19 protein-coding genes are annotated in these 21,495 nt (G+C 68.7%); 9 read left to right on the top strand and 10 right to left on the bottom strand.

All coding sequences use genetic code 11. The annotated features are described in order from the left end of the window. Positions 1-3 precede the first annotated feature (3 nt). Positions 4-720, bottom strand: coding sequence for a DNA-directed RNA polymerase (locus tag QHF83_RS25750; protein WP_282420582.1), 717 nt, complete (start codon positions 718-720; stop codon positions 4-6). Between the two features lie 180 nt (positions 721-900). Between QHF83_RS25750 and QHF83_RS25745 the strand changes: the two genes are divergently transcribed. Continuing rightward, the gene (locus QHF83_RS25745; RefSeq protein ID WP_282420581.1) at positions 901-1,305 is read left to right on the top strand and encodes an STAS/SEC14 domain-containing protein; all 405 of its coding nucleotides are present in this window, start codon (positions 901-903) and stop codon (positions 1,303-1,305) included. 12 nt (positions 1,306-1,317) lie between these two features. Here the strand turns inward: QHF83_RS25745 and QHF83_RS25740 are convergent, their stop codons facing one another. The 3 genes from QHF83_RS25740 to nadB are packed head-to-tail and all read right to left on the bottom strand — an operon-like array spanning position 1,318 to position 4,939. Next, the gene (locus QHF83_RS25740) at positions 1,318-2,430 is read right to left on the bottom strand and encodes a patatin-like phospholipase family protein (protein ID WP_282420580.1); all 1,113 of its coding nucleotides are present in this window, start codon (positions 2,428-2,430) and stop codon (positions 1,318-1,320) included. Then, on the bottom strand, positions 2,427-3,302 hold the full coding sequence (locus QHF83_RS25735; RefSeq protein WP_282420579.1) for a CPBP family intramembrane glutamic endopeptidase: 876 nt from the start codon (positions 3,300-3,302) through the stop codon (positions 2,427-2,429). The genes QHF83_RS25740 and QHF83_RS25735 overlap by 4 nt, the downstream gene beginning before the upstream one ends. After that, the gene (gene nadB / locus QHF83_RS25730; protein WP_282420578.1) at positions 3,302-4,939 is read right to left on the bottom strand and encodes an L-aspartate oxidase; all 1,638 of its coding nucleotides are present in this window, start codon (positions 4,937-4,939) and stop codon (positions 3,302-3,304) included. The genes QHF83_RS25735 and nadB overlap by 1 nt, the downstream gene beginning before the upstream one ends. 121 nt (positions 4,940-5,060) lie before the next feature. On the opposite strand from nadB, the gene QHF83_RS25725 reads away from it, so the two are divergent. The 7 genes from QHF83_RS25725 (at position 5,061) to QHF83_RS25695 (ending at position 14,696) form a co-directional block, all read left to right on the top strand. Further along, the gene (locus tag QHF83_RS25725) at positions 5,061-5,888 is read left to right on the top strand and encodes an electron transfer flavoprotein subunit beta/FixA family protein (protein ID WP_282420577.1); all 828 of its coding nucleotides are present in this window, start codon (positions 5,061-5,063) and stop codon (positions 5,886-5,888) included. A 51-nt stretch (positions 5,889-5,939) separates the two neighbouring features. Next, positions 5,940-6,911 (top strand): electron transfer flavoprotein subunit alpha/FixB family protein, encoded by a 972-nt coding sequence (locus QHF83_RS25720; RefSeq protein WP_282420576.1) that lies wholly within the window; start codon positions 5,940-5,942, stop codon positions 6,909-6,911. Between the two features lie 197 nt (positions 6,912-7,108). Next, positions 7,109-7,657, top strand: a complete 549-nt coding sequence (locus QHF83_RS25715; protein ID WP_282420575.1) for a nuclear transport factor 2 family protein — start codon at positions 7,109-7,111, stop codon at positions 7,655-7,657. A gap of 175 nt (positions 7,658-7,832) precedes the next feature. After that, the gene (locus QHF83_RS25710; protein ID WP_282420574.1) at positions 7,833-10,004 is read left to right on the top strand and encodes an AAA family ATPase; all 2,172 of its coding nucleotides are present in this window, start codon (positions 7,833-7,835) and stop codon (positions 10,002-10,004) included. Next, entirely contained in the window at positions 9,997-11,217 is a 1,221-nt protein-coding gene (locus QHF83_RS25705; protein WP_282420573.1) for a hypothetical protein, read from the top strand. The genes QHF83_RS25710 and QHF83_RS25705 overlap by 8 nt, the downstream gene beginning before the upstream one ends. 37 nt (positions 11,218-11,254) lie before the next feature. Then, complete coding sequence (locus QHF83_RS25700; RefSeq protein WP_282420572.1) at positions 11,255-13,705, top strand: hypothetical protein; 2,451 nt, start codon at positions 11,255-11,257, stop codon at positions 13,703-13,705. Positions 13,706-13,799: 94 nt separating this feature from the next. Continuing rightward, positions 13,800-14,696 carry a DUF4351 domain-containing protein gene (locus tag QHF83_RS25695; protein ID WP_282420571.1) on the top strand — a complete coding sequence of 299 codons (897 nt, stop codon included), beginning with the start codon at positions 13,800-13,802 and terminating at the stop codon, positions 14,694-14,696. A 15-nt stretch (positions 14,697-14,711) separates the two neighbouring features. Here QHF83_RS25695 and QHF83_RS25690 read toward each other — a convergent pair whose 3' ends face one another. Then, complete coding sequence (locus QHF83_RS25690) at positions 14,712-15,737, bottom strand: ferredoxin--NADP reductase (protein ID WP_282420570.1); 1,026 nt, start codon at positions 15,735-15,737, stop codon at positions 14,712-14,714. A 5-nt stretch (positions 15,738-15,742) separates the two neighbouring features. Continuing rightward, positions 15,743-16,894 (bottom strand): cytochrome P450, encoded by a 1,152-nt coding sequence (locus QHF83_RS25685; protein WP_282420569.1) that lies wholly within the window; start codon positions 16,892-16,894, stop codon positions 15,743-15,745. 106 nt (positions 16,895-17,000) lie between these two features. On the opposite strand from QHF83_RS25685, the gene QHF83_RS25680 reads away from it, so the two are divergent. Further along, positions 17,001-17,894 carry a LysR family transcriptional regulator gene (locus tag QHF83_RS25680; protein WP_282420568.1) on the top strand — a complete coding sequence of 298 codons (894 nt, stop codon included), beginning with the start codon at positions 17,001-17,003 and terminating at the stop codon, positions 17,892-17,894. A 12-nt stretch (positions 17,895-17,906) separates the two neighbouring features. Here the strand turns inward: QHF83_RS25680 and QHF83_RS25675 are convergent, their stop codons facing one another. From QHF83_RS25675 to QHF83_RS25660, 4 genes are read right to left on the bottom strand one after another with little or no spacing between them, the layout of a single operon-like run. Then, complete coding sequence (locus QHF83_RS25675) at positions 17,907-19,175, bottom strand: hypothetical protein (protein ID WP_282420567.1); 1,269 nt, start codon at positions 19,173-19,175, stop codon at positions 17,907-17,909. Beyond that, positions 19,172-20,005 carry a hypothetical protein gene (locus tag QHF83_RS25670; protein WP_282420566.1) on the bottom strand — a complete coding sequence of 278 codons (834 nt, stop codon included), beginning with the start codon at positions 20,003-20,005 and terminating at the stop codon, positions 19,172-19,174. The genes QHF83_RS25675 and QHF83_RS25670 overlap by 4 nt, the downstream gene beginning before the upstream one ends. After that, positions 20,002-20,673 carry a hypothetical protein gene (locus tag QHF83_RS25665; RefSeq protein ID WP_282420565.1) on the bottom strand — a complete coding sequence of 224 codons (672 nt, stop codon included), beginning with the start codon at positions 20,671-20,673 and terminating at the stop codon, positions 20,002-20,004. Before QHF83_RS25665 ends, QHF83_RS25670 begins: the two co-directional genes overlap by 4 nt. Continuing rightward, the gene (locus tag QHF83_RS25660) at positions 20,648-21,466 is read right to left on the bottom strand and encodes a ParA family protein (RefSeq protein ID WP_282420564.1); all 819 of its coding nucleotides are present in this window, start codon (positions 21,464-21,466) and stop codon (positions 20,648-20,650) included. The genes QHF83_RS25665 and QHF83_RS25660 overlap by 26 nt, the downstream gene beginning before the upstream one ends. Positions 21,467-21,495: the final 29 nt, after the last annotated feature.

Genomic DNA, 21,495 nt, shown 5'->3' with positions numbered 1-21,495 from the left:
GAATCACTTCGGCTCGAGCTTCACGCCGTGCAGGACGTTGCGCTTCTTGTCGACCTCCTCCAGAAGATCGGAGTCGATGAGCAGGTGCGCCTGCATGCTGTCTTCTTCGCTGTTCCAGAGCTTGCCCGCGAACGAGATACGGCCCGCGCTGTCCGTGTCGAGCCAGTAATTGCCGCTCGCGTCATCGCTGGCCACCGCCCCGGAGCCGGCGAGCTCCGGATTGCCATCATTGCCCGGGAACGGGTTCGGGGGCTGCGCGAACTGCTGGCCGAGCAGGTTCGTCACGTTTCGCTCGAACGGCGACGCGGGCGAAGGATCGAGCGCGAGCGGGCGCAGGAAATTGCGATCATCCATTGCCAAGCGCGAGCCCTTCACGGTGAACACGAGCGAGGTGCCCGGCTCGAAGCTCACGGCGAGCGCGCGCGGGCCGACCTTCACGGCGACGCCCGGGGTCTTCGCCGGAATCACGACCTCCTCGATCTGCTTGCCCGAGATCAGGAGAAGCTTGTGCCCCGGCGTGATCTTGCGGCCGCCCGACTCGATCTCGCGGCGCAGCGTGATGCCGTGCGAGCTGTAGAACTGGAGGTTCTTGACCTCGTCGTCGGTGAGCCCGTGCTCGGTGCGGATCTCGTGGGTGAACGGGACGAGGCTCGCGCAGCCAGTGAGGCCCGCGAGGGCGACGGTAGCGAGGGACGCGAGGAGAGCAGGACGGGCGAGCATCGGGATCCTCCGAGGAGAGCGCAGCGAGGGGCGGCTTTCAAGGGCCGGCATGCCCCAAGAACGTCGAGAGTCCGGCAAGACTTACAGGCGCCCCGAAGGTGTTCGTTGACGGGGTGAAGGTCGGACGATATTCCGTGGACGTCCTCGCTACAAAGGTCGGGGAACGACGGCGGAGTAGCCTTGGAACACGACGCGCCGCGCATTTTCCGCATCGGCTCGGCCCATCGCGTGACCTTCGAGCCGCCCGACCTCGTCGTGGTGTCGTGGGACGGCCCGATCGAGGCGGACGACATGGTGGCGGTCTTCGACGTGCTCGAAGAGGTCTCCGGTGGACGGCAAGTCCTGCTCTTGTGCGACGTGTCGCGCACGCCCGGCCCGACCGTGCAGGCGCGGCATCTCGCCGCGAACGACCGGCGCATGATGCTGATGGGCCCCCTGGCGATGGTCGGGACGAACTTCCAGGTCCGTGTCGTCGTGTCCATGCTGGAGACGGCCGCGCGGCTCGTCCAGGGCAAGACGTCGCCCACGGCGTTCTTCGACGACGAGGCCTCCGCACGCGCCTGGCTCGCTGCGCAGCGCGCGTAGGTTGCGCTCGGTCTAGGCCGCTTCCCAGCCGAGGCGCGCGACCACGCCGCGGCGCTTCTCCATCCACTCGACGATGCGCTCGCGCGTCGTGCGGTAGGCGTACTCGAGGATGGCGCGGCGCGCGGCGAGGTTCGAAGGGTTGTGCAGGAAGAGCAGGACGTCCGTCGGCTCGGGTTCGAGCACGAGGACGTGCATGCCGGTCTTCTGCTGGATCTGCTCGACGTTCTGCGCGAGCCGCGCGTGCGTGCCGATGCGCATGGCCTGGTTCATCACCCAGAACAGGCCCTTGTCGCGCACGCTCTGCCGCACGCCGTGCCCCGTGGGGACGGCGCGATGCGCGACGGAGACGGGCACCATGGGGTTCACGACGACCGCGAACTCGACGCCCGCCTCGGCCGCGACGTCGAGGTGCGCGACGTCGCCGAGCCCGCCGTCGATGTAGTGCCGATCCCCGATGCGGATCGGCGAAAAGAAGGGCGGGAGAGCGAGCGTCGCGGCGCACGCGAGCGAGACCGGGATGTCCTCGTGCCCCTCGGCGCCGAAGAGGATGCGGTCGCCGCAGTCGACGTCGTACGTGGGGATGCGCAAGGGGCGCGGCATCGCGCGGAACGCGTTCGGGATGCCGCGGCGGAGGAAAAACTCGGCGAGAAAACGCTCGTAGCGATCGAGCGTGAAGAAGCCCGCGGGGAGGGAGTCGGCGAGGCGATCGATCTGCTCCCACAGGTAGAGGTGGCTCGGCGCGGTGGGCGAGACGGCGTCGCGGCGCGACGAGAGGCGCGCGACGGCGTGGCGAATCGCGACCCACGAGGTGGAGAGCGCGCGGCGCCACTCGTCGATGTCCATGCGGAAGACGTGGCTGCGTTCGAGCGGGAAGAAGTTGTCGACCGGATCGAGCAGCGCGCGGTAGAGGCGATCGACCGGGATGCCGCCGGCGAGCGCGGCCGCGACGCTCGCGCCGCTCGATTGTCCGAGGTAGAGGGAAAAACTCTGTCCGTCGACGCCTCGCACGCCGTCGGCGAGCGCGGCGAGCGCGCCGATCTGGTAGAGCGCGCCGGTGAGGCCTCCGCCGGGCAAGCAGAGGGCCGTCTTCGGAGGTTCGTGGGAGGATCTCGACGCGTCGCTCACGCTTCGTCCTTTCCTCGGGCCTCGCGCGCCACCTCGGACTTCTTTCCGAGGAGGTGGACGAGGAACAACAAGACGATGGTGACGGCGGATCCGCCGATCGTCACGGGGAGCGGGATCGGCGCGGAATCCGCGATTTCCGTGGGGGATCGCGAGTAGACGGATCCGAGGGTGATGCCGTTGAAGAGTCCGTGCATGACGAAGCTCGGCAAGAGCGAGCCACTCGCGCTGCGGAGCAAGCCGAGCGAGAAGCCGACGAGCCCGATGGGCAGGACGAGCTGCCACTCGAGGTGCGCGAACGCGAAGTACGTGCTCGTCGCGAGGACCGTGCCGAGGGCGTCGTAGCGGCGTCGCAACGGACGGAAGAGCGCGCCGCGGAAGAAGACTTCTTCGAGCAGCGGGCCGGCGAGCACGAGGATGACGAAGAAGAGGATGCGCTTCGGCACGCCGCCCGCGAGCTCCTCCTGCAGCATCTCCTCGCGCGGCTGCCCCGTGGGCCATCGCTTGACGATGAGGTCGTAGAGCGCGTTCGCCGGGATCTGCACGGCCACGCCGAGCATCGCCGCGAGCGGGAAGAAGCCGCGGTGCGTGGCGCGCACGCCGAGGAAGTCGCGGATCGATTTGTCCGGCGCGTGGAGCTGCAGGATCAGGAAGAGCGCGCTCAGCGTGGCGACGAGCTGGCAGCCGAAGCTCGTGACGAGGTCGGTGCGACCCTCGCCGCCGCGGATCGAACCGATGAACGCGAGGAAGAAGATGTAGACGAACGTCGTGCCGACCGCGAAGCCCGCGGCGGCGAGGTAACTCATCGGCCGCTCGCCGCCCTCGGGGCGCGGCAGGAGCGGGCTGCTCGGGCGTTCGTCGTCGTCCGGATCCATCAACGACCTCGAAGATGGGGCACGACGCCCCGCTTGACCACGATGTCCGCGGCGAACCTCTCGTTCGTCTGCGGATAATCGATCGTCGCGTGCAGACCGCGGCTCTCGTGGCGCGCGGCCGCGCAGCCGACGATGAGCTCGGCGACGGTGGCGATGTTGCGGAGCTCGAGGAGATCGCGCGTCACGAGGTGCCGCCAGTAATACTCGCGGATCTCGTCCTGCAAGAGGGCGATGCGGCGGGCGGCGCGGCGCAGGCGCGCGTTCGAGCGGACGATGCCGACGTAGTTCCACATGGTGCGGCGCAGCTCGTCCCAGTTGTGCGTCACGACGACCTCCTCGTCGCTCGGGACGGCGTCGCCGATCTGCCACTCGGGGACCTCGGGGAACGGGCTCTCTCCGAGCTCGCCGATCGTGCTCGCGAGGCGCACGGCGGCACGATGGCCGAAGACGAGGCCTTCGAGGAGCGAGTTCGAGGCGAGGCGGTTGGCGCCATGCAGGCCCGTGCACGCGCACTCGCCGACGGCCCAGAGGCCGGGGATCGTGGTTCGTCCGTGCAGGTCCGTGCTGATGCCGCCGCAGAGGTAGTGCGCCGCGGGGACGACGGGGATCGGCTGCGAGGTGATGTCGATCCCGAAGCGCAGGCACTCGGCGTAGATCGTGGGGAAGTGGTCGCAGACGAAGCTCGCGGGCTTGTGCGTGATGTCGAGCAGGACGAACTCGCTGCCCGTGCGCTTCATCTCGAAGTCGATGGCGCGGGCGACGATGTCGCGCGGGGCGAGCTCCTTGCGCGGATCGTGGTTCGCCATGAACGGCGTGCCGTCGGGCAAGCGCAGGATCGCGCCCTCGCCGCGCAGCGCCTCCGTGATGAGGAAGCTCTTCGCCTGGGGGTGATACAGGCAGGTCGGGTGGAACTGGTAGAACTCCATGTTCGCGATCTCGGCGCCCGCCCGGTACGCCATCGCGATGCCGTCGCCCGTCGCGACGTCGGGGTTCGAGGTGTAGAGGTAGACCTTGCCCGCCCCGCCCGAGGCGAGGATCGTGGCGCGCGCGAGGTACGTTTCGACGTGGTGGCTCTTCGCGTCGTCCTCGCCGTCCGAGCGCGTGGCCGTGTTGAGCACGTACGCGCCGACGCAGACGTCGGGGCCGCCGAAGCGCGACATGACGATGAGATCGATCGCCATGTGGTGCTCGAGGATGCGGATGTTCGGATGCGCGCGGCAGCGCTCGAGCAGGGCGCGCTCGACCTCGAATCCGGTCGCGTCCGCCACGTGCAGGACGCGGCGCGCGCTGTGCCCGCCCTCGCGGGCGAGGGCGATCGAGCCGTCTTTTTCGCGGTCGAAGCGCGCGCCGCGGTCCATGAGCTCGCGGATCCGATCGGGCCCCTCGCGCACGCAGATGTCGACGACGACCTCGTGGCAAAGGCCGGCGCCGGCGACGAGCGTGTCCTTGATGTGCGCCTCGAAGGTGTCCTCGGGCGAGATGACGGCGGCGATGCCGCCCTGCGCCCAGCGGGTATTCGACTCCTCGCTGCTGCGTTTGGTGACGACCACGACTTCACCGTGCTCGGCGATGTCGAGTGCGAAGGTCAGGCCAGCGATCCCGCTGCCGATGACGAGAAAATCGGTCGTGACGGCCACGGACGGCAGGGTAGCAGGCTCCTTGACGCACAACGACAACGCTGTCATGAGGCACGCGCCTGACGGGCGCGCGCGTCCTGTTGGGCCCGACCCTTGGCCGCCGAAAGGAGCCTCCCGAACCGTGAAGATCCTCGTTGCTCTCAAGCGCGTCGCCGACCCGGACAACGCCAACAAGGTGAAGATCCCTGCCTCGGGAGAGAAGATCGACACCACCGGGCTCGAGTGGAAGCCGAACCCATTCGACGAGTACGCCCTCGAGGCCGCCCTACGGCTCACGGAAAACGGCACGCAGCCGAAGGTGCGCGCCGGTGAGGTCGTCGTGGTGACGTTCGGCCCGAAGGAGACGGAGACGACGCTGCGCGCCGCACTGGCGACGGGCGCCGACAAGGCGATCCGCGTGGACGCGGCCGACGACAAACTCGACGGTGATCTCGTGGCGCGCGCGCTGAAGGCGCTCGTCGAGAAGGAGAAGCCGGACGTCGTGCTGATGGGCAAGCAGGCGGTCGACGGCGATTCGAACCAGGTGGGGCAGATCCTCGCGGAGCTGCTCGACTGGCCGATGGCGACGTTCGCCGCGACGATCCGCGAAGAGGCGGGCGCGCTGCTCGTCGGTCGCGAGGTCGACGGCGGCGTGTCGACGCTGCGCGTGAAGCTGCCGGCCGTGGTGACGGTCGACCTGCGCATCGTGGCGCCGACGAGCGTGTACTCGACGAAGACGCCGCAGACCCACAAGTACAACGACGGCGTGCGCTTCGCGGCGCTGCCGGCGATCATGGCGGCGAAGAAGAAGCCGCTCGTCGAGGTGAAGCTCGCGGACCTCGCGCCGGAGCAGGCGATGAAGGTTTCGTACCACGGCTTCGCGGCGCCCCCGGCGCGCAAGGCCGGCATCAAGGTCAAGGACGTGAGCGAGCTCGTCTCGAAGCTGAAGAACGAGGCGAAGGTCCTCTGAGGACTTCCCTAGGCACAAGACAAACCCCCATTTCGGAGAAGAGGAATCAGAATGGCTGACGTTCTCGTTGTGGCGGAGGTTGCCGAGGGCAAGCTCAAGAAGACCACGCACTCGGCGATCACGTTCGCGCAGAAGGCGGCGGCGACGATCGGCGGGACGTTCTCGATCCTGGTGATCGGCGACGGCGCCGGGAAGGCGGCGGCCGAGGCGCAGGGCTTTGGCGCGGCGAAGATCCTCGTGGTCGAGGACGCGTCGCTGAAGAACTACCTCGCCGAGCGCTACGCGCCGACGGTGGCGGCGATCGGCAAGAACTACGGCGTCGTCGTCGGCACGGCGAGCGCGTACGGCAAGGACCTCTTGCCGCGCGTCGCGGCGCGGCTCGGCGCGGGCTACGCGAGCGACATCACGGAGGTCACGCCGGAGAACGGCAACCTCCGGTACAAGCGGCCGATGTTCGCGGGCAACGCGTTCGGGATCTGCTCGATCTCGACGCCGATCCAGGTGGTGAGCGTGCGTCAGAGCGCGTTCGCCGCGGCCGAGCCCACGGGCGGTCAGTCGCCGGTGGAGACGGTCGCGTACGCGGGCCCGAGCAAGGCGGCCGAGCGCGTGGAGTTCGTCTCGTTCGACCAGGTGAAGAGCGCGCGTCCGGAGCTGACGGAGGCGCGTGTGGTCGTGTCGGGCGGCCGCGCGCTGAAGGAGAAGTTCAACCAGGTGCTCGACCCGCTCGCGGACGTGCTCGGCGCAGCCGTGGGCGCGAGCCGCGCGGCCTGCGACGCGGGCTACGCGCCGAGCGATCTGCAAGTCGGCCAGACGGGCAAGATCGTGGCGCCGCAGCTCTACTTCGCGATCGGCATCTCGGGCGCGATCCAGCACCTCGCGGGCATGAAGGGCTCGAAGGTGATCGTGGCGATCAACAAGGACGCCGACGCGCCGATCTTCCAGGTGGCGGACTACGGCCTCGTCGCGGACCTGTTCGCGACGGTGCCGGAGCTCGTGAAGGGGATCCAGGCGGCGAAAGGCTGAGCCGACCCGGAAGAACGCGCTTTCGAGCGTGAAACGCGGGCCCTCTCCTGCTCTGGCGGGAGGGGGCCTTCGTCTTTTGTGCAGAAGGCCGCACCGTCCGAACAAGCTCATCGACCGAATTTTTCGACAGGGGAAGAGCCCTCCGAGCGCTGTCTGGCCGGACGGTCGGGCCACTCGAAACGAAACGGAGCTCATCGATGACCCAGAATGACGATAGGAAAGTCCGGCCGAATGCAAGCGTGGAGGTGTGGGATACGCATCTGCGCACCGAGTTCGCGGAGAAGGACCCGGAGGCCACGCTGAGGACCATGACGGCGACGCCGCGCGTGAACTTGGTGCCGCTCATGGTGGGCGCCTCGAATCTCGACGAGATGAGAACGTTTTATTCGCGGCATTTCCTCAATCAGCTCCCCCCGGACCTCGAATCGATCCCGGTCTCGCGCACGGTCGGAGAGGACCGGGTGGTCGACGAGATGGTCCTCCGATTCACCCACTCCATTCAAATGGACTGGCTCCTGCCCGGGGTGCCGCCGACACATCGACGGATCGAGGTGCCGCTGGTGGCCATCATCCAGTTCGAGGACGGAAAGATCGCGCAGGAGACGATTTACTTCGACACGGGGACGGTGATGTTGCAGGTGGGGCTCATCGACGGCTCGTTGCCCGTGCGCGGCGCCGAGTGCGCCCGCCAGGTGCTCGACCCCGTCCAGCCCATGAACGAGCTGATCCGGCGCGCGCAGCGCTAGACGATCCCGCTCTCACAATCGCCTGAGCACGTCCCCCGCGTCGGCGCTGGGTTCCCCGCACAACCGGCTTGCAGGCTCGACGCGATGCCGCGGGAGGCCACGCATCATGCTCTCGTGGAACGAGGCCCTCTCTCGCGATGGCGGGAGGGGGCCTTCGTGTATCATCGGCCGGGACATGCCGACGGAACGAAGCGCGAACGAGATCGCCCGTGATGCGTTGATGCAGATCTTGCAGGCCGAGGCGCCCGCGGAGATACGCATCAACGGGCAGACGGTGCGCGTTTCGGCCGAGCCCACGGCGGGCCAGCGGCGCGTGGTTCAGTGCGATTGGCGGACGGGGCGGACGACGTTGCGGCTCTCGGTGAAGGACGGCGACGCCGCCGCGCTGAACGTCGATGCGGGCCGTGGTCAGGCGATTTACTCCAATTTCACCGCGTCCCTCGAGTGGGCGCTGAAGACGAAGCAGCCGCCTCGGCTCGTCGCTTACAATACATACCGGCGCAGCACGCAGAACGACGAGAACGCACGCGAATACAGCCGGCGCTCGATCTCGATCGCCGCGCGGAGTGGATTGCCGAACACCGCCTCCGTGGATCTGGGCACGTTCGATATCGGCAAGCTGACCTGGGGCGACCCAGAGGAGGCGCTGCGACGCACCCTCTGCCTCGCGATCATCAAGGCCCATTTCCTCGATCGGGGCAGCGGCGTGATGATCCACGACGCACCGCTCTTCTCGATCGAGCAGAACATCGAGCCGCCCGCGGGCGCGACCGAGCCCGGGGCCACGACCATCAAGCCCGAAGAGCGGCTCGCCGGCCTGAACAACGTACCGGGCGGCCCCGCCAAGCTCCTCGACAACCTCCGTGAATGGATCGATCACGCCGTCGAGGCCCAGCCCGCCGAGGCCACATTCGTCTCGTGGCTCTCGGCGCGACATAGCGTCGGTAGCATCCGCGCCGGTCAGATGTTGCGCCATTGCAAGAACCTCGACCTCCTCACCGTCCGGGGAGGGGTCGTCGCGCCGACGGATCTCGGCGCGGAGTTCCTCTCGCGGCCCGATCCCGTGCCTGTCTACCGAAAGCTCGTCGAGCGATATACGGCCTTCGAAGAGACGCTCGCGTTTTTCGCCAGGAATCCTGGTGCCGGCGTGGGCGCGCTCCGAAAACACCTGAATCAGGTGGCCGTCACGAAATGGGACACGGACGCGCAGCCGGGCACGCGCACGGGCTGGCTCACCGGCCTCGGGTTTCTCGCGAATGACGGCGGTCATTACACGGTCACGGATGCAGGCCGCGCGCTGCTGCCTGACGGGGCATCGAGCGCGCAGGTACCGGGCACGATCACGGATGTCGGTCCGGACGACGAGACCGTCGAAGCCCAGCCGTTCCGCGATATCGAGCGCATCAAGCTCGACCCCGCCGCCGTGAAGCTCGGCGACCTCGTCCTGCCCGACGGCCTCGTCGAGCGCTGCTGCGCCGCGCTGAACGCGGGCAAGCACCTCCTCCTCATTGGCCCGCCCGGCACCGCGAAGAGCACCCTCGCCAAGTGCATCGCCGATCACGCAAGCGAGGTCGACGGGCTCGCCGAGCCACTCATGGCCACGGCCTCCGCCGACTGGACCACGTACGACACGATCGGCGGCTGGGCGCAAAAACGCGAAGGCGGGCTCTTCTTCCGCGAAGGCGTCGTCACGCGCGCCCTGCGCGAGGGCCGCTGGCTCATCCTCGACGAGGTCAATCGCGCGGACGTGGACAAATGCTTCGGCGAGCTCTTCACGGTCCTCGCCGGAGGAACCGCGACCACGGCCTACACGAATGACCGCGACGAGCCCGTCGAGATCGGCCCCGACGCCGACGATTACCCTTTCGGCCCCTGGTTCCGCCTCATCGCCACGATGAACGTGCGCGACAAGGCGAGCCTCTTTCGCCTGTCGTATGCGTTCCTGCGCCGCTTCGCCGTCATCACCGTCCCTGCCCTCGAGGACGATTTGCTCCAGAAACTGTGCGAAGCCGAGGGCCGAGAGCGTTGCCCCGACGCCGAAAAGCGCGAGCTCGCGCTCCGCGTCTTCTCGAAGAAGAACGGCCTCGGTCGGTTCGTCGACCTCGGCCCCTCGATGCTCCTCGACGTGCTCGCTTATGCGAACGAACGGACGGCGAGCGCCGCGCGCGCCGTCGGCGAGGGGATCGAAATGCTGGTCTTCCCGCAGCTCGAAGGGCTCGGCGAGGGGGACGCGCGCGAGGCCGAGCAGCGGATCGGGTCGCTCTTCGCCGACGATCCGCCGTTCGCCCGCTCCCTGCAGAAGAGCTTCCGCGTGAGCTTCTCCCACGTGCCCTGGGCCGATGACTGAGCCTGCCTGGGAGAGCTTCCTCCGGGAGCGATTCCCTCGTTATCTTCTTCGTGACGCGGACGGCGAAGAGCGCGAGCTCCACGCCGTGGAAACGGCGCTCGCGCGCCTCACGGAGAGCCCGGGCGCGCTCACGCGGCTCGCGGAGCTCGGCTTCTTGCTGGATCCGAAGGCTGAAACGGCCACGTTCCTCCTGGAGACCTTGCCTGCATTCCTGCGCAGCATCTTCCCCACGACGCGGCGTGAAATCGTCGAACGTCGCGGCGGTGCCCGTGGGCGTATCGATTGGGCGCGCACGTTCGCGGCGCAGAGTCGAGCCCAGGACCCGACGCTATTCGTCAGCACGACGCCGCGGCGCACGTTCGAGCGGCCCGAGTTGATCCTCGTGCGGTGGCTCTTGGACCGCGTCCTCGCGGCCATCGACGACCTCCATCCGGCTCGTCTACCCGCGGACAATGGCTGGACGCGCAAGCTGCCCGAGTTCTACCGCGCCGCATCGGTCGCGGCCTCCCACGCGGCCCTGCGGGACCTGCCCGTCCGCCGACCTGCCGAACATGAACGCGCCTCGGCGGCGGCGAGCCCCCTGCATGCCATCAAGCAGGCCGTGCGGGTCCTCGATGGCCATGACGCTCTCCTGCACAAGCCCTCGGTTTCCAGGATCGCCCGAGCCGTGTCCCATTTCGCGCTCGTGCCGCTCACGGCCGATCGGAGGTTCGAGCTCTTCGTCTTGCTCGCGCTCGTCGAGCGAATCGACGAGCTCTACGCAGATGCGAAGCGCAAAGATGCCTTGATCGCGTCCGATCGGGAGCACGCATTCGAATGGTCCCGCGGGGACGACGCGCTGCACCTTTACTTCGACCAGAGCGCCGGCCACGGCCACCACGACGACGTGATGACCCATTACTTCGGGCGAAGCGCCAGCATTCGCCCCGACCTTCGTCTCGTCCACCGGACGCGCGGGACGAGCCGGACCCTCTACCTCGACGCCAAGAATAGCGAGGAGCTCAGCTACCTCGCCGCCTCCCACCTCAAAATGCACGGCTACATCGCGCACCGCCCGGACGCCTTCGCCGAGCGCGGCGCGCGCGTGGTGATCGTCTGCCCCGGCCGCGTCGCCGGGGCCGTCCGCGATATCGACCCCGTCGTCTTCGTCGGCGCGGATGGATGCATGAAGGCCGGCGGACTCGAGCAGGTCCTGCGCGCCTTCCTTTCCTGATTGCTCATTCACCCCCTGGCCGACTAGGATCGGCCCGATGCGCGGCGCAATCCTGGGCGTTTTGGGTATTTTGCTCGTCGGCTGCGGCGGGTCGCCGCTGCCTGGGGGCAGTGACGACGCTTGTCCCACGGACGAGCTCGGCGAGGCGGGGGCGCGGGTCTTCGTCCTGCAGCCGCGGGTCGATCCGGCGCATTTCGAGAGCTACGATAGCTACCGCGCCCACCTCGTCGGCCTCGTCCAGGCGCACGTCTCGCCGTGCCTCGCGATGGATCGGCCGAACGTCGTCGTTTTCCCCGAGAACACGGGCCTCTCAGCCGGATTCGTGGGCAGCCGCGGGGAGACGGCGCGCGTGTCGAGCGGCGCGCTCCCAGCGTTCCTCACGCTCGGCGGGCAATACAAGAAGCCGATCGATTTCTACAAATCGAAATGGCCGGAGGTGCCGCTGCCCACGCAGATCCTGCTCGGGCTCACGGATACGGCGTGGCGCGCATTTCACGAGACGAACCAGGCGATCGTGGAGGAGACGGGCGCGTGGCTGGTCTCGTCGACGAACGTGAGCGGCCTCGTCGAGCGGAGCGCGGATCCGGCGGAGATCGAGGCGCTCGCGGATCCCGATTTGCAGGACGTGTCGTACGTGTACGTGGCGCGCGACCCGGCCGTCTACAATGCGGCGTTCGTGTACGGGCCGGACGGGGAGATCGTCGCGAGCCGGAAAAAGCCTTATCCGATCCTCATGGAGGAGGTCGATCTCGCGCTCACGCCGGGGCCGCTCCGCGAGGTCATGCCGATGGACATAGGTCCGCTCGGCGTCGGCATCGTGACGAGCAAGGATGCGTGGATGCCGGACATGGTGGACCGGCTCTCGGCGCTCGGGGCCGATGTTTTCTTCCAGCCCGAGGCGTTCTCCGGCTGGACCATTCCCGAGAGCCCGGACGAGCCGAACGCGTGGGCGCCGGACATCCTGGGCCAGAGCACGATGGCCGCGGTGCAAAAGCACGGCGCGGTTCGTTATGGCGTCGTCCCGCATCTCACGGGCAACCTGTTCGATTTGCCGTTCGACGGACAATCGATCATCGTGGGCGACATGGTGCCCGGCGAGGCGCGGCGAGCATATGTCGGGCAAAACGAGATGGGCGGGGTGATCGAGGTCGCGCCGTGGGTGGTGCCGGATCCCGTGGAGAATGATTCTGCGGCGACGCTGGAATCACGCCGGACCTCGCTCCGCGTCGTGGGAGAGGAGCTGCTTCCGGCGGGCGTCCGGAAAAACCAATACGTGGAGACGGTGATCGCCGCGGACCTGGATCCGGCGCTCCCCTTCCCCTTGGCGTCCGCGGGCCCGCCGGGCGCGCTCGGTCCGAGCCAGGCATTGCAAGGCATGGGGGACGCGGAGCAGAGCCATCCGGCGCTCGCATGGAGCGGCGGAGGGCCGCTCGTGCTCGCGTTTCAGGAGGGCTCTCGCGGGGCGACGCGCGTGCTCGTGGCGACGTCGGAGGACGAAGGAAAAACGTTTGGCGTGCCGCACGCCGCGGCGTCGGGAGGAGAGGCGCAGATCACGCCGGCCGTGCTCGCGACGGGGGATCACGTGTACGTCGCGTACCAGGAGCGCAGCGCGGGAGGGGCGCGCGTGGCTTGCGTGCTGTCGACCGACCGCGGAAAGACGTTCGGCGCGCCGGTGTTCTTGCCGTCCGAAGGCACGACGCCGGATGCCTGGCTCCCGGCGCTCGCGAGCGCCAAGGGCCGGGTGTTCCTGGCCTATGTCGATGGTTCGTCGGGGAACGAGCGTGTCATGCTGGCACGTGCGCCGGAAGGGACGGTCGATTTCGAGGTCCAGCCGATCGAGGGCACGAAAAAGCATCCCGGATCGGACATCCGGAACAACCAGTGGGCGCCGGCGGTCGCGGCGCTCGGCGACGAGGTCGCGGTCTCCTGGGTCGATTTCCGCGGCTATAACTGGGACGTCTTCCTCGCGCGTTCGGTCGACGGCGGCATGAGCTTCGGGGCGCCCGTGCGTGTCGACGACGGGATGGACGCGCCCGAGCGCCTGCACGACGATCCCTCGCTGCTCTTCGTGCCCGGCGGGGGCGCCGTGACGGTCGCGCTCGGCTGGAGCGATATGCGGAAACGCGAGCCGAATGCGACGGCGCGTGTCTCGCTGGTCTCCGGCAACGTGATCGGTCAAGGCCGAAAGCTCGGCGAGGGGCCCGCCGAGGGGAGCGCCTTCCGGCCGAGGCTCGTGGCGCTCGGCGCCGGGAGCGTCGCGGCAGTTTGGCAGGACGATCGGACGGGTGGGAAAGACGTGTACCTGGCGACGAGCACCGACGGAGGCGCGAGCTTCGGGGCGGAGAAGCGGATCGACGACGGCGGGGACGGGCCGAGTTATCAGACCGGGCCGGCAGCCGCGGCGAACGGGATCGGGGGGATGGTGGCGGCGTGGGAGGATACGCGGTCGGGGCGGAGGCGGATCCGGTGGGTGGCGGGCAAGCCGTAGCGGGATAGGATTGCCGCGCCAAACGCGAGGGGCGTGGGCGCGGGTTCGTCCGGGAACGAGCGATTCCTTGACGTGTGTGGTTCCTCCTGGCACGGTGGGTCGCGTGCACAACCGGTACGATCAGGCCTGCAAGCAGATCCTCTGCGCCGCGCTCGAGCCGTCGGGCGTGTTCGGGCCCGAGATCGAGGTCAGCCCCGATCCGCAGCGTGTCGACGGGTTTTACGTGCCCGACCCCGCGCGTCCCTCTCCGATCGCGTCGACGCTGCTCGGCCGTATGGGTCGCTCGGCCTGCACGTTCGAGGTGTTCTCGGAGACGCCGGACGATGGCGAGCTCATCGCGTGCGTGCGCAAGCACCTCAACCTGCGGCACATCCTTCTGGGAAAGGACCCGCCCGTTCCGCTGCCGCGGCAATGGATTCTCTCGTCGGGTCGACCGCAGAGGGGGCTACGAGCGCTCGGCGCGCGACGCGAACGGGCGTGGCCGAGCGGCGTGTACGCCAGCCCGTCCGGCTTTGCCACGTCGGTCGTGGCGGCGAACGAGCTGCCCGAGGAGCGGTCGACCTTGCTCTTGCGGCTCATGGGCCGTGGACGAACGCTGCGGCGGGCCATCGCGGAGCTCCGGACGCTCGGCGACGACGACTTCGAGCGGTGCACGGCCCTGCCGATCCTGGTACGCTTCCGGATCGAGGCGGCGGCCGGTCCTGTCACACCTTCGGATGAGGAATTTCTGATGAGTACGCAGGATGTCCTGGAGATGTGGGAACGACGAGCCGAGGAGCGTGGTGCCCTGCGGGGACGGAAGGAGGGCCTCAAGGAGGGCCTCAAGGAAGGCCAGCGTTCGCTCCTGCTCCAGCTCCTCCGCCGCCGCTTCGGGGAGCTGCCCGCGGCCGTCGTGGCGCGCGTCGAGGCAGCCGATACGCAGGAGCTCGAGGCTTTCGCCGCGCGGCTCCTCGTCGCGAAGAGCGCGGACGAGGTCGTCGCGGACGAGTAAACGGTCTCGTCGAGGTCAAGGCCCCTCGAGCACCACGCCCGACGTGCGCGGGCGGGCCACGCAGGCCAGCACGTACCCCGATTGCTCCTCGTCGGGGCTCAACCCCTCGACGCACGATTGCTCGACCTCTCCTGAGAGGCATCGAAGCTTGCAGGTGCCGCAATCCCCCACGCGGCACGAGGTCTCGATGGATATGCCCGCCGCGGTCGCGGCTTCGAGGATCGTCGCGCCCGCCGAGACGGGCACCGAATGCTCCTTGCCGTCGAGCCGCAAGGTGACGAGCTGCGCCTGCGTGTCGCCCGTCGCGTCGGGACGAGCGAAAAACTCCTGGAAGATGCGCTCGGGGGATACGGAGAGCGCTCGCAGCGCCTCGCCCACGACCGCCATCAGGCCCTCGGGGCCGCATACGTAGAATTCGGCAGGTGTTCCCTGGGCGAGCTCGCCGAGCAATCGGGTCGCTCGCGCGACGTCGAGACGCCCCGGGAGCCCGCCCATGTCCGCGGCGCCTTGCTCCAGAACGTGTACGACGTCCAATCGCCCGCCGCTTTGCTCGATGAGGCGATCGAGCTCGGCGCGCAGGAGGATCTCCTCCGGCGCGACATTGCAATACAAGAGCGACACCGTGGTGTCCGGCTCGCCATGCAAGAGCTCGCGCGTCATGGCGTGAATCGGCGTGATCCCGCTGCCCCCGGCGACCAGGATCGCGTGTCGCCCCCCGGCGCGCGGCTCGACACAGAAACGTCCCTGCGGCCCGGAGACGGCCAACGTCGAGCCCGGTGCCGCGTGCGCGTACAGGTGATTGGACACGACGCCGCCGTGGACCCGCTTGACGATGATGGAGAGCGGGTCCGCGCGACCGGGGCTCCCCACGAGCGAATAAGCGCGCGGGTGAACGCGCCCGTCGACGGGGACGTGGAACGTCAGGTACTGGCCGGCGCGATAATGGACGGGCGCGGGCGGTGGGGCGAAGACGAGCTCGACCGACGAGGGCGTCGGCCTTCGCACGGATTCGACCGTCAGGTGGAATCGTTCGAGGTTCATGGTCTTCAGATCCGAACGGGGAGCTCGAGGCAGCCATGAATGAGGGGCGACGGGGTCGGCACCGCCGCGCGCTCCGGATCGACGCGGAGTTCGGGGAAACGACGATAAAGCGCGGGGACGGCGATCTTCGCTTCGAGGCGCGCCAGGGGCTCGCCGAGGCATTTGTGAATGCCACGGCCGAAGGAGAGGATGTTTTTGGGGTTGCGATCGGGGATGAAGCGCTCCGGATCGTCGAAGACGCGCGGGTCGCGGTTCGCGGAGAGGCTGAGAGGCCAGACGCGGCTGCCAGCGAGAATGGTCACGCCGTGGAGCTCGATGTCGCGGCGCGCGATACGCGGGGCGCCGGTGGCAGGGGCACGGCACCGCAGGACCTCCTCGAGGATCATCGGGGCACGGCCGAGATCGGCGAGGAGGAACGCCCTGGCCTCCGGGTTCTCGCTGAGGCAACGCACCGTATTGTTGAGCAGGTTCGTCGTGGTCTCGTGCCCGGCGAACAGGAAGAGTGGGCCCATGGCGACGAGCTCGCGATCGGAGAAATTCGCGCCGGCGCCCTGGCTGCGAAGGAAGTCGCTGGTCAGGTCATTGCCGAGGGCGCCCGTGCGCCGCTTTTCGGCCACGAGGACGGCATAATACTCGGCGAGCTCCCGGCTGGCCCGCTGCGCCTGCTCTTGCTTTCCCTTGGTGCCGATGTGGACGACATCGTCCGCGATGCGCTGGAACGTCCTGAAATCGGAGCGCGGGACGCCGAGGAGTTCGGCGATCACCATGGCCGGCAAGGGGCCCGTGAATGCGCGGACGAGATCGAAGGCCCCGCCCTTGTCCGCCATCTCGCTGAGCAGCTCGTCGCAGAGCTCCTTGATCCGCTGCTCGAGCATGGCCACACGCCGGGGCGTGAAGGCAGGCTGCGCGAATGCGCGGAGGCGCGCGTGGTTCGGGTCGTCCTGGAAGACCATGGACGCCGTCGAAAATGCATCGGGCGGCACCTTCAGCGGGTTTTCCGACGAGAATGCATCGGCGTCCTCCATTGCGCGCTTGACGTCCTCGTATCGGAACAAGAGCCAGGAATCCATGACCTCCGCCCAGAGGACGGGGGCCTTTTCCCGGAATTCTCGGTACATCGGGAAAGGGTCGAGCAAGATCTGGGTGTCGAGGAGCATGCGCCCATTGATGAATCGGCCGCCTCCGTGCGGCAATGACGGGATCCGGGCAAGAGATGACCAATCTCGGTCACACGCGTCCGCCGCTCGTGTATGTTCGCGGGCGATGCTCGATCTCGACGCCGTCGTCATGATCATGGCCATTGCGCGGGACGGATCCCTCGCGCACGCAAGCCGGACGCTCGGGCTTCCGCGCACGACGCTCACCCGTCGCGTGGCCCTGCTGGAGGAGGCGCTCGGCGTGCGGCTCGTCGAGCGAAGTCAGCGGCATCTTCGTCTCACCGAGGCGGGAAGGCTCCTCATCGAGCAAGGTGCTCCGCTCGTGGACGCCGCGCGGCAAGTCGAAGCCACGCTCCAGGCGAGCACGCACTTCCGCCTGCGCACCGCAGTGCCGCCCGGCGTGGGCATGGATCTGCTCGAGCCCCTTCTGAAGCCCGACGACGAGGCGCTCGCCGGTCTCGGGCTGGAAATCATCTACACGGACCGGGACATGCACCCCATTCGAGACGATTTCGATCTGGTGGTCGGCCTGGTGCCGCCCACCGACGGCACCCTCTACTGTCGCTCCTTCCTGCGATTTTCGTGGCGATGCTACGCGGCGCCGGCCTATCTCGCCGCGCGAGGCACGCCCACGCGCGCCGCGGACCTCGCCGCGCATTCCTGCATCGCGTTACGCATTCCCGGCGGCGTCTCTCCTTTTTTCTGGCCGTTCCGGGCCGGCAGGGGCTTGCGGGTGAGTCCGTGGTTCGTGTCCAACAGTATGCACGCCGCGCTCCAGATGGTGGTCGCGGGCAGGGGCATCGGGCTCTTGCCGGACATACCTTCCACGGCCACGAGCGAGTTCGTCCCGGTGCTGCAAGACGAGATCGGCGCCGAAGGGGAGTTCTTTTTGTCGATGGGGCAACGCCTCAACGATTCGAAGCGCGGACGTCGAATACGGGTCCTCATCGAAAAAGCGCTGCGCCACCTGCGCCAGGCCGGCGGCGCGCGAACCAGGTAATCGCGGGGCCGCTCAGCGCTCGGAGAGCACCTCGACCACGATCTCGCACATATCATCGCCCCGCAGCGGCGAGCGCGTCTCCTCCACGTGGAAGCGCACGCCCCCTCCGCCGAAGAGCGCCGCGTACGACGCCGCGCTGATCGGGTTCGGCGCCGCGAAATCCACCCGGTGGAGGAGCTGCATCACGGAAAGGACCGCGCCCTGCTGGAAGAAGAGGCGGTTTCGCACGGACGCACCATAACGCGTCCCGTAATAGATGCTCTCCTGCGTGGTCGGGCTGCGCACGACCAGCGATTGGCCCGGGAAAAACTCGACCGAATACCACCGGCCCCAGCCGAGCACGCGGGCGATCGACAAGAACTTTTCCAGCCGGTGCTCGACCGGCCCCGTCGCCTTCGAGGAGATCGCCCAGTCCGGCGACGAGAGCACCCCGCCGAGCAGATGAAAGGCCCCCGCCTGCGCTGCCTCGCGCACGAGCGCCGCAAACACGGGCACGAGCTCCGGCGTGCGGCTCTCCAGAAGGTGCATGGTGTCGAACGTGATCTGATTGACGTACCCGACTGGCACGATCGCGAGGCGCACGCCGAACGCCCGCACGACGCCCTCCTCGGTCGCCGCGAGGTTCCGGATGACCCGCATCGCCGAGGGAATCGCGTGCGGATACTGCGAGGCGGGCGCGTCGAGCGGCGGCGCCTTGAGCGGGAGGCTCGCGACGACCTGCCGCGTGACCGCCACGCCGAGCCGGGGCCGCTCCGGGCGGCGCGACAGCGTGAAGGCGCAGCCACCGTCGCCCCGACCCACGCACGAGACCTCCTCGGCCTCGAAATGCCCCCAGTCCGAGGGGAACGCGAGGCTCGCCGCCGCCGCCGAGAAGCCCGCCGCGAACGAGTCGACCGGCTGCTTGTGCCGGATGACCTTGCCGTACTTCTCGGCGAAGCTCGACCCGTAGAAGAGCGCCTCGCCGCGCACCATGCCGCCCTCGGCCGTGACGTCGAAGACGAGCTTGCCGTGGCCCATCGACGAGAAGAGCGCGGACGCCGCTTCGAGCCGATCCTTCGCGCCCTCGACGCTCTGCGCCTTGAAGACCGCTTCGAGCAGCGCATGCGAGCTCTCGAAGGCCGATTGCTTGCGCACGGCCCAGCCCTCGCCGCCGAGCGCGTCGGAGACCGTCTGGTCGAGGAAGATCCCGTGGTGGTGGCTCTGGACGTAGACGAGCTGGTCGTTCAGCGTGAGGAGCGAGTGCGGCTGCAGGTCGCGGACGAGCTCGCCGAGCGATTTCATATCTTGCTCCGGAGCTCGGCGCGGTCGATGCCGAGGATGTCCTCCGCCGCCGTCTCGAGCAGGACCATCGCGTCGGCGCCGAGCGACTCGGGGTGGTCGAGCGCGAGGGGCTTGATCCCCGCGCGCAGCGATACGCGGAGCCGCACGACGTGCGGATCGGGCGCGTGGGCGTCGAGGTACGCGAGGAGCTTCGTCGCTCGATCGATCTCCGCCTTCGTGCCCCGCGGCGGCGGGCGCGACGAACGCACGACGACCGCGCCGCCCGCCGGGAACGCAAGCGTGCGCGCCGGCTCCTCGTGATCGGCTTCGTCCGGCGCGGGCTTCGAGACGACGTTCACCGTCGGCGGCGGCGCCGAGACCGCAGGTACACCCGAGGGCGGCGTGATCGACTCCTGCGGCAGCTCCGGCCGGAGCGTCATGGCGATCCGCGCCGCGTGGTAGCGGACGAAGCCGAGCGGCACCGTGCCGTCGAAGGAGACCGCCACGACGTGGCCGTGCACGCGCCGGATCACGATCACGCGGCCCGGCATCTCCAGCGTGATCAGCGGATCGGAGAGGTCGGCCGAGCCCTGATCGAGCGTCGGCGTGGGCGAGAGGAAATCGAGCCTTCGCGCGTGGACCTGGCTCGTCTTGTAGACCTCGCGCAGGCTCTGCGTGACGGCGCCCGCCGTGTAGCCGGATCCCGGGCGGATCCAGGCTGCGTGAATCTTCCCGTCGGCGATGTGGAACGCGACGATCGCCTCGACGCCGTCGGCGCTCCGGGCGAGCTGCTCGACGAGGGACGCGCCGACGGGAGGAGCTCCTTTCGGCCGAGCAGGCCTCGCCGTCATGGTCCTCCGGTGCGCAGCGTGTCGCCGAGGGCGTGCCGGCAAGCCAGACGAATGCCATGCGCCTGCGTGGGCGTGAGCGGGCGCGTGCGGTTCAGGCCGACGAAGAAGAGCATCGCGCCGACCTGGAAGCCGACGAGCTGGAAGCACGGCCCCTCGCCGATGTGCATCTCGAACGTCGCGCCGAGGTTGCCAGGCACGGCGGACGCGAGCGAGGCGATCGACGAGGCGACGAGGCCCGAGCCCGCGAGCTTCGCCTCGGTGTCACTCACGGCGCCCGCGAGCGGCAAACCTGCGGCGTCGGCGAGGAACACGTCGATCGCGCCCGTGACTTCGCCGATCCACTGCACGATCTTCTCGCAGCGCTGCACGGGGCTCGTGATGCCCGAGAGGTCCGGCAGCTTCGGCAGGTTCCGCGGCGAATCGCCCGAGTTCGCTTCCGCGTCGTGTGCGGCGGAGGCCGAGCCGTGCCCGCCGCGCGGCGACGCCTCTGGGAGGGGCGGCGGCGAGGCCTCGGTCGCCGGCGCGGTCGCTCCGGGATCGAAGGAGACGAGGTCGGGCGGCAGCGGCTCGACGGCCGGCGCCTTCTTCTTGCCCTTCTCTTCCCCCGAGAGCGAGGTCGCGGCCGCGATCGCGTTCGTGAGGTCAAACGAGGAGCGGGATCGGGCCATCGTCCTCCTCCGTGGCGGCGCCGCCCTGGGCGTCGAGGCGATCGAGCACGTCGTTCGCGAGCTGATCGAAGACGCGCGCGAGGGGCGGCGGTCGCTTTTGCATGAGCAAGAGCGGCGAGCCGCGCAGCGATGCTTCGAGGAACACCTCGTCGCGGGGGATCACGCTGTCGAGGATGATGCCGCCCGGGAAACGCGTCCACAGCGTCTCGGCGACCTCGAGCGAGGCCGGCGTTTGCCGATCGAACATCGACAGCACGATGCCGATCAGGGTGAGGCGTGGGTTCTTCTCGGCGCGGATGCGGTCGACGAGCGCGAGGAGCTGGCCGACCGAGCGGAGCGCGAGCGGCTCGGCCTGGAGCGGGGAGAGCACGTGCGTCGCGGCCTCGAGCGCGCGGCTCGTCACCTTGCCGAGGCCCGCGGGGCAGTCGAGGAGCACGATGTCGAACTCGCTCTCGAGCTTGCTGAGCATGCCGGTGAGCATGCCGGTGCGCGTGAGGGCCTCTTCGAAACCTGCGACGGTCGTGGGATCGACACGACCCACGCTGAGGACGTGGAGCTGCGGATCACGCGTCCGGAGCAGGACGTTGCCGATGTGCTCGGCGCCCGTGAGCACCTCCGCGATGCCTGGCCGCGCGCGGTCGGGGAGCCCGAGCGACAGGCAGAGGCTGCCTTGCGCGTCGAGCTCCATGAGCAGCGTGCGGTTGCCGGCCCGGGCGAGGGCGAGACCCAGATTGAGAGAGATCGTGGTCTTACCGACGCCTCCCTTTTGGCTGGCCACGCAGATGACGTGCATGCTTCTCGCGCCATCGTAGCAGGACCCCA

This window comes from Polyangium sp. 15x6, assembly GCF_029960785.1.
Taxonomy (GTDB): Bacteria; Myxococcota_A; Polyangia; order Polyangiales; family Polyangiaceae; genus Polyangium.
Note: the sequence above shows the minus strand (reverse complement) of the source record. Positions and strands in the feature narration are given on the sequence as shown.